This is a genomic window from Chamaesiphon sp. OTE_8_metabat_110, assembly GCF_031382685.1.
Classification (GTDB): domain Bacteria; phylum Cyanobacteriota; class Cyanobacteriia; order Cyanobacteriales; family Chamaesiphonaceae; genus Chamaesiphon.
Genome location: NZ_JANMZA010000450.1, coordinates 1 through 7533 on the forward strand (window position 1 = coordinate 1; position 7533 = coordinate 7533).

At 48.7% G+C, this 7533-nt stretch carries 6 protein-coding genes; 2 read left to right on the plus strand and 4 right to left on the minus strand.

Annotated features, from left to right (window positions below; all coding sequences use genetic code 11):
• Positions 1-140 precede the first annotated feature (140 nt).
• A complete protein-coding gene (locus RMO52_RS16595; protein WP_309738508.1) occupies positions 141-2030 on the plus strand; it encodes a chloride channel protein in 1890 nt (629 codons plus the stop codon).
• 382 nt (positions 2031-2412) lie between these two features.
• Here the strand turns inward: RMO52_RS16595 and RMO52_RS16600 are convergent, their stop codons facing one another.
• The 4 genes from RMO52_RS16600 to RMO52_RS16615 all read right to left on the minus strand — a co-directional run bounded on the left by RMO52_RS16600 (position 2413) and on the right by RMO52_RS16615 (position 6361).
• Entirely contained in the window at positions 2413-2640 is a 228-nt protein-coding gene (locus RMO52_RS16600) for a hypothetical protein (protein WP_309738510.1), read from the minus strand.
• 134 nt (positions 2641-2774) lie between these two features.
• Positions 2775-5795: a phosphoenolpyruvate carboxylase gene (gene ppc / locus RMO52_RS16605; RefSeq protein WP_310416347.1), complete on the minus strand. Its 3021-nt coding sequence runs from the start codon at positions 5793-5795 to the stop codon at positions 2775-2777.
• Between the two features lie 56 nt (positions 5796-5851).
• Entirely contained in the window at positions 5852-5986 is a 135-nt protein-coding gene (locus tag RMO52_RS16610; protein ID WP_310416350.1) for a hypothetical protein, read from the minus strand.
• Between the two features lie 120 nt (positions 5987-6106).
• A complete protein-coding gene (locus RMO52_RS16615) occupies positions 6107-6361 on the minus strand; it encodes a hypothetical protein (RefSeq protein WP_310416354.1) in 255 nt (84 codons plus the stop codon).
• Positions 6362-6907: 546 nt separating this feature from the next.
• Between RMO52_RS16615 and pilM the strand changes: the two genes are divergently transcribed.
• A partial coding sequence (gene pilM, locus RMO52_RS16620; RefSeq protein ID WP_310416357.1) for a type IV pilus assembly protein PilM occupies positions 6908-7533 on the plus strand: 626 nt, incomplete at its 3' end.

Sequence of the window (7533 nt, forward strand, 5' to 3'; positions counted from 1 at the left end):
CTTCCATCTCCCATCTCCCATCTCCCATCTCCCCACCAAATTTGCTACTAAACTTCTCAAATCGATCCCCAATGACCCTAAATAAATATTACAATTTAATTAACAAAATTTAATTAACCTCTCATAATCTGGCGTTATCCATGACCGTAATTCCGCCACCATCTGTGTCTCCCATCACATCCTTGCTCTCACGCCTAACTAGCAAGCTCAATCGACTCGAACCCTCTCCAGGGTTGGTCGTGATGCTATTATCGATGTCGATCGGTGGCGCTGCGGGAGCGGGAGTAGTTTTATTTCACTATCTAATCGATTTATTTGATAGTTCATCGCATACGGCGATCGCCGATACGATCGATGGACTGCACATGCAGGGAATAAAGGGGACTTGGTTGCTAGCGTTAGTACCGATCTTTGGGGGGGCGATCGTCGGGATCATGCGGTGGTATTGGCAGGATTTTGGCCCTAACATGAACTCGATGATTGCGGCGACTCAATCGGGTAACAAAGTGACTCCGTGGCGGGGGCTGGTGAAGATGGTCGCAGCGGCAGTATCGCTCGGAACTGGGGCATCTTTAGGCCCAGAGGGGCCGAGCGTAGAAATCGGCGCGAATCTAGGGATGTTTTTGGGACAGGCTTTACATGCTTCCCAGGAGCGGCAGCGGTTATTGTTGGGCGCGGGTGCGGCGGCGGGAATTGCAGCGGGATTTAATGCCCCGATCGCGGGCGTGTTTTTCGCACTAGAGTTGGTGCTGGGTAGCACTTTTGCAACTTCGGCAGTCAGCGTAGTCGTCTTAGCTGCTGTCGTCGCTTCGTTGGTGGCTCAAATCGGACTGGGTGGCAGACCTGCATTTGCGCTGCCAGTATATGAAGTTAAAAGCTTATTCGAGCTACCGCTGTATTTAGTATTGGGTGGCTTGGCGAGTTTGGTATCTTTTGCCTACACTCAGACTGTCGATTTTGCCAGAGCGGCTTTTCAGGGAAACATCAGTTATCTGGCTTGGTTGGGAAAAGTGCCTCGCTGTCTGACGCCTGTTGTCGGCGGGACGATCGTCGGGATTGTCGCGTTGAAGTTTCCCCAAGTTACGGGCATCGGCTATGAAACGATCGAAGCGATGTTGCAAGATGTCCAATTTTCCTTGATGCTGCTAGTCTCGATTTTAGTCATCAAAATGCTGCTGACAGCAGTCAGTCTGGGTAGCGGCTTAGTCGGTGGCTTGTTTGCACCTGGGATGTTTTTGGGCGCGACGATGGGCGCAATCTACGGTAAGTCTCTAGTCTTGTTATTTCCCGCTCTCAGCAGCCAGATTGCAGCGCCACCAGCCTATGCAATGGTCGGGATGGCGGCGGTACTCGCCAGCAGTGCGCGGGCACCCTTGACGGCGATCCTGTTGATGTTTGAGCTGACTCGCGACTATCGGATCGTCCTCCCGGTAATGGCGTGTGTCGGTTTGAGTATTTGGGCGATCGAACGGATGAACCCCAAATCCAAATCCCCAGACAAACTAGATAAACTGGCGCTGAGCGTCCAACCAGATCGAGATCTCGCCATCCTCCAACACCTGCGGGTGCGGGATGCGATGGATCATCATTATCTGCGATTGTCCGATCGGTTAGACATTCTGGCGGCTGGCTTGAAATTGACTCAAAATAACTGCCATAGTGCTTTAGTTGTGGACGATCGAGACGAACTAATGGGGATTATCACTCTTCACGATCTCAGTCGCGCTATTTCTCAAGCCGAAGCATCACTGCAACCCGATCGACTACTCGCCGATAATGTTGGTAGTATCTGCACCAAATATCTATTTTATGCTGATATCGATGAGCCGATCTCCGAAGCGATCGATCGGATGAATGCCCGAGGGCTGCATCAATTGCCAGTCACCGATAGTTCCCATCCCGAGCGAGTTGTCGGCATTCTTCAACAGGAGCGGATCGCGCTCGCTTGTAGCGTCGCAGCCACGCGTCAAGCTTTGAATAAGTACCAGTTGTCATTGCCTGCGGCAACGTCGAGCCTCGAAGTGAATTAGCTTGAATATCTGTGTTAACCTCACCTTTACTCGGGTGAGGTTAACTTATTTGCCGTTTTTAGGTAGGTCGGCACAAATATTTATTAGAGTAGAAAAGCCTGAAACCTCGACGGTGGGCATTGCCCACCCTACCATTCGATCTTTTCTGAAACCTCTTAGAGGATGTCTGAAAAGGTTATTTGATATGGATCGTAGATTCAAATCCCCCAACCCCCTTGGAAAGGGGGCTTTTAAGTCCCCCTTTTTAAGGGGGATTCAGATCTCGAAACGAAGCCTATCCGACTTGTGTATACAGGGTAGCCTTTTGAAGGGGGGCTGGGGTTTATGCTTAAAAGAATTGACTTTTCAGACATCTTCTCAAGTAAGGTCAACTTATTTGCAGCTATAAAGATTCAAACACGGCGGTAAAACCAGCTAGTTTCAAGCATTCGTCGGTAAATTCATCAGCATCATTGACATCTTCAATTTGATATTCCATGATACGACGATCGTCGCCGTGCATCTTCTTGGATGAGATTAAAGTTGCTGGATATTTTTTCGCGAGTTCCTTGAAGGCTGTGCCTTGAATGCGCCAGTCTTCTGCCGAACAGTTAATTGTTATACGCCACATAATTAGGGAATAGGGGATAGGGGATAGGGAATAGCAATGGATTTCACTATTCACCATTGACTGTGTTTTAAAGGGAATAGGTAATAGCAATGGATTTCACTATTCACTATCCACTATCCACTATCCACTACCTCTTAACCTGTATTTCGCATTCCTGCGGCAATTCCATTGATCGTGAGTAAGGCACCATCGAGCAGTTCTTTCTTGCTATAGCGAGAATAGATCGTGCCCGCGCCGCCGTGTTGGCGCAACCGTTTGAGCAGGGAGACTTGCAAAAATCCTAGCGGGACGATACTCGCATTCCGGAGCTGGATCGATCTTTGGAGTTCGGGATTATCATCTAAAAATCTTTCGTGTCCCGAAATCCGCAACACCATATCGCTAACGAGCTGATATTCTTGGGTGATACGATCGAATAAAACCTCGAACTGTTCCTTATTTTCTGGTTGCGATAGTTCGCTCATATAGTGGCGGGCAATTTGCAAGTCAACTTTAGAAATTGTCATCTCGACCTTAGAAATTGCCATCCGGAAAAATGGCCATTTGCGGTAAAAACCTTGGAGCAATTCAAAGTTTTCCGTCGGTGCTTCGGCGACAAATTCTTGGAGTGCCGAACCAACGCCATACCAAGAGGGGAGTAAAAAGCGGCTTTGCGTCCAGCTAAATACCCACGGAATTGCTCGCAGACTGGCGAGATCGCGTTTACCACCGCGCCGTGCGGGACGGGAACTAATCTGGAGATGGCTGATTTCATCGATCGGTGTTACCTGATGAAAGAAGTTGACTAAATCGGGACAATCGTAGATCAGTCCGCGATAATGGCGGCGCGATCGATCGGCAAGATCTTCCATTACTTCATTCCACGGCTCGATATCGTCGATTCCGCCAGACATCAAGCTAGTTTTAATTACCGCGCTGGCTACTTGCTCTAGATTATAGAGTGCTAACTCGGGTAGCGAATATTTAGAAGCGAGGACTTCTCCCTGCTCGGTAATCTTGATTCGACCGTTGATACTTTGTCCTGGTTGGGCCAAAATCGCCTCGTGAGACGGCCCGCCACCCCTGCCGACGCTGCCACCACGTCCGTGAAAAATTCGCAGCTTCACGGCGAATTGCTCGGCGATCGACTGGAGTGCTTTTTGCGCTTTATGGATTTCCCAGTTACTACTGAGGAAGCCAGCGTCTTTATTACTATCGGAGTATCCCAACATCACCTCTTGGAGATCGGGGACTAATCCGGGAATCGCTGTCTCGGGGCTGGGTTGATAACCACCCGTCAAAGCCGCTCGATAGAGGGGCAACTCAAACAGCGATTGCATCACGCGAGGGGCTTTTTTGAGATCCTCAACGGTTTCAAATAATGGTACTACTTGCAGGCTAGTAATCCCGGTGGCGGGGTCGTATAAACCTGCCTCCTTAGCCAGCAGCATCACTTCGAGAATGTCGCTGACATCTCGATTCATACTGATTACATAAGTTTGACTGATTTCGGGGCCAAATTCCAGATGGAGTCGGCGCAGCATCCGAAAAGTTTCGACGGTTTCGACGGCTTTGGGCGAGAAGGGGAGTTCGCCAGGGATTAACGGACGCCGGGTTTGGAGTTCGCGGACCAGCCACTCGACTCGATCGGCTTCCGAAAGGTCGTGGTAGGATTGGGGCAAAACTTGGAGATACTCGGCAATTTCGGCGACTGTATCGGCGTGGCGACTGCTCTCCTGGCGGATGTCTAGTTGCGCGAGGTTAAAGCCATAAATTTCCACCTGACAAATCAGCGTTTCTAACGCCTGACAAGTTAATCCGGTTTGTAGTAAGCTCTGCCGAATTAAGCCCAACTCTTTGAGAAAATCTGCCCCAGAATGATAGCAGGTATAGGGATTGAGATCGGTTTGCGGAAACTGTAAACTGTCCCAATCAGCTACTTTTCGCGATCGATCCAAGGTATTGGCAAGTCGCTCGATCATATAAGTCAGTTTGAGTCGATACGGCTCCTGACGATAGCGAATTGACAACTCATCATAGATTTCTGGGAAGTGCGCTTTATCTTGTTCGAGCGATTCCAATAATTCGGGTAAGACATTACTCCAATGCAGCGATAGGCTCAGAGAGTTAGTCAATCCCCGCACGCATTTAATATACTTTTTGAGGACGATTCCCCGCTGATAACATGCGGTTTGCCAGGTAATTTTGGGCGTTACCGAAGGATTGCCATCCCGATCTGAGCCTACCCACGATCCAAACCGACAAAACCGATTGCTGGGGGGATTGAGATGGGGAAAAGACTGTTTGAGCGCGAGATTTAAGCGTTGGGATAGTTGGGGAATCGCATCGAATAACACCTCTTCAAAGTAGTGGAGCGTATAGTCTACTTCATCTAAAACTGTCGGTTTGAATTGATGCAGCTCATCCGTTCGCCACCACAGCAAAATTTCTTCTAGTAGTTGCCCTTCGAGTTCGGCAACCTCCCATGAAGATTCAATGCCCAACCGCGCCATTTCTTCCTCTGCACGATCGAGTTGTTCGAGGATTTTAGCCACTCGGCGCTGCTTGTCCCGAATTGTATGGCGGACGATTTCGGTAGGATGCGCGGTAAATACCAAGCCGATATCCAACTCATCAAAGAGGCGCTGTACCTGTTGAGGTGGTACTCCGGCTGCTTTGAGCATGGGAAATAGCGCCGTAAATGTCCCGCGTTCTTTTGGCGCGATGGTGGAAGCTTGCCAATTTTTTTCGAGCAGTCCAGCACCTAACGGCGGCACATTTTCAGGATGATGATGGGTGCCGGGATTTGGGAGAGGGACTGAATACTGAAGTGATAATTTCAGTGCTAATTTTTGTTCGCACTGTTCGTAATGTTGCTCGACAATATTAATCAGTTGAAAATACAGCGCGAAAGCGCGAGCAGCGCGGATCGCATCTTTGAGATCGAGCTTTTCGATCGTTTGGTGAACTTCTGAAGACAATGGCTCGGAGGTACTGCCATCCGACGCACACATCTCCCGCAATTGTTTGAGCAGAGTGACTAGTTCTTGACCGCAAGCATCTCGCAGTACTCGCTCCCACAAGTCTTCAATGACTTTGAGTCGATGGTTCAGGGACAAGTTGGATGGAGTAGAGACTAGCAATTCTGGTGCCGAGATGTGAGTTAGCGGATGCATATAACAATTGCTCGCGGGATGGACGTGGGGTGAAAAAACTACCCAAGGCAATGCTGCTAGCCCCACTCCAATGGCATGGCGACGGCAGTTGACCTCACGATGAAAATTTTTGGCTTCGCACTAGCATTGCGAACTATAGACTGCTGGCGATCTTGCTTGCTGGGCAAAGTCGCTCCTATTGTATCAAACATTTGGAGAAGACAATATCTAGCCCAGACTCTAAGCGTGCTACACGATCGGACTTACCTGCGGTATTTGTCACACTGCTGCCAATGCTAAATAAACTGCCTAGAACCAACAATCGCGCCTCATCAATAGAGGTCAGCGGCTGGATCGGTCGAGCCAGAATCTAGCCTTTCGCCATCGGTATCGGCAAAATGTAACACGGGCAATCGATCGCCCCGAAACATTTCTTCACTGGCTATTCCCAACTGTTCGAGAAAACTACCAGCAGCTCGAACGCTGACGATCGCACTCAACCAAGGGGCAGCAACGATACTAACCAATAACGATGGTGAAACTGCCGTACGTGACGACGATGACGATCCTGACATATTAGTAGTCATAAACTCTTAAAGTGCGCGAGGACAAACTGCTCTGAAGTCTGACAGGGTAATCAGATCTTTGAAGTTCGAGCCTTTACATCATAGTCGAGTTCCCGAATCTGTGCCTGTGACAATCGATACAACAAAGTAGGCAAGAGTTAGGGGATAGGGGATAGGGGGTAGGGAATAAGAGGTCTACTAACGGTTCGAGCCGATCGAGCGATCGCGAGATCCGGCAACATGGCTTCTAGACTGAAGAAACCGGACTCGTTCGCGTAGCGTCTCCCCTGGAGAATCGAACGGCAGATCCCCCTTGTCAGCCCCAAATTCGCTGGCTCGATCGATTAAATTTCAAAAAAACTCTTGGCAATGTTAATTGTGATGGGTAGTTGCGGGTAATTTAAGTAGGAGAGTAATTGAATGTTTACATACTTCGGATCGAAACTCGATCGAGGAGCGCTAACACAGTTTTTTCCGGAACTTTTCTACCCAGTTCCAGCGTACATTATCCCCCGTCTTGGCTACTTCTTCCTAGTGGCACATTCCAGGCTATGAGTAAAAAAATATATGCTTAATCGATTAAAAAATCTATTTCCTCAGCGAGGCAGTGGAGTGGCGATCGAACTTGGATCCGAACGGATCAATATTGCCCAACTCCAGAAAAAAGGTGCAGTTCTAACTCTCAAACAACTCTGCTTCGCGGAAGTTCCGGAAGGAATTTTTGAGGAAGGGCGAATTATCAATCCTCAAGAGTTAGGTGAGTTGATCCGAACGACATTAGCCGACAACAAAATCAAAGCAACTCACGTTAGCACCTCCGTGCCAATGCGAGAGTCGGTAATTAGATTGATTCCCTTACCCGCTGAATTAAACGATCGGGAAGTTCGCGATCTGATTCTCAACCACGAAGCAGCATTATATTTACCATATCCTCGCGAAGAAGTCGATATCGACTACCAAAAACTCGATTTAGTCACGGATGACGATGGGCTGGATAAAGTTCAAGTGATGCTGGCAGCCACCCGCAAAGAAGTCACTGATAGTTATATCGAAACCTTTCAATATGCTGGATTGTCAGTCAAAGTTCTGGAAATTAGTAGCTTCGCAGTGCTGAGAACGATCAAAGAACAACTGCGTCAATTTGCCCCTCAAGAAGCGGTAGTGCTGATCGATATCGAATTTGACTGTACCGA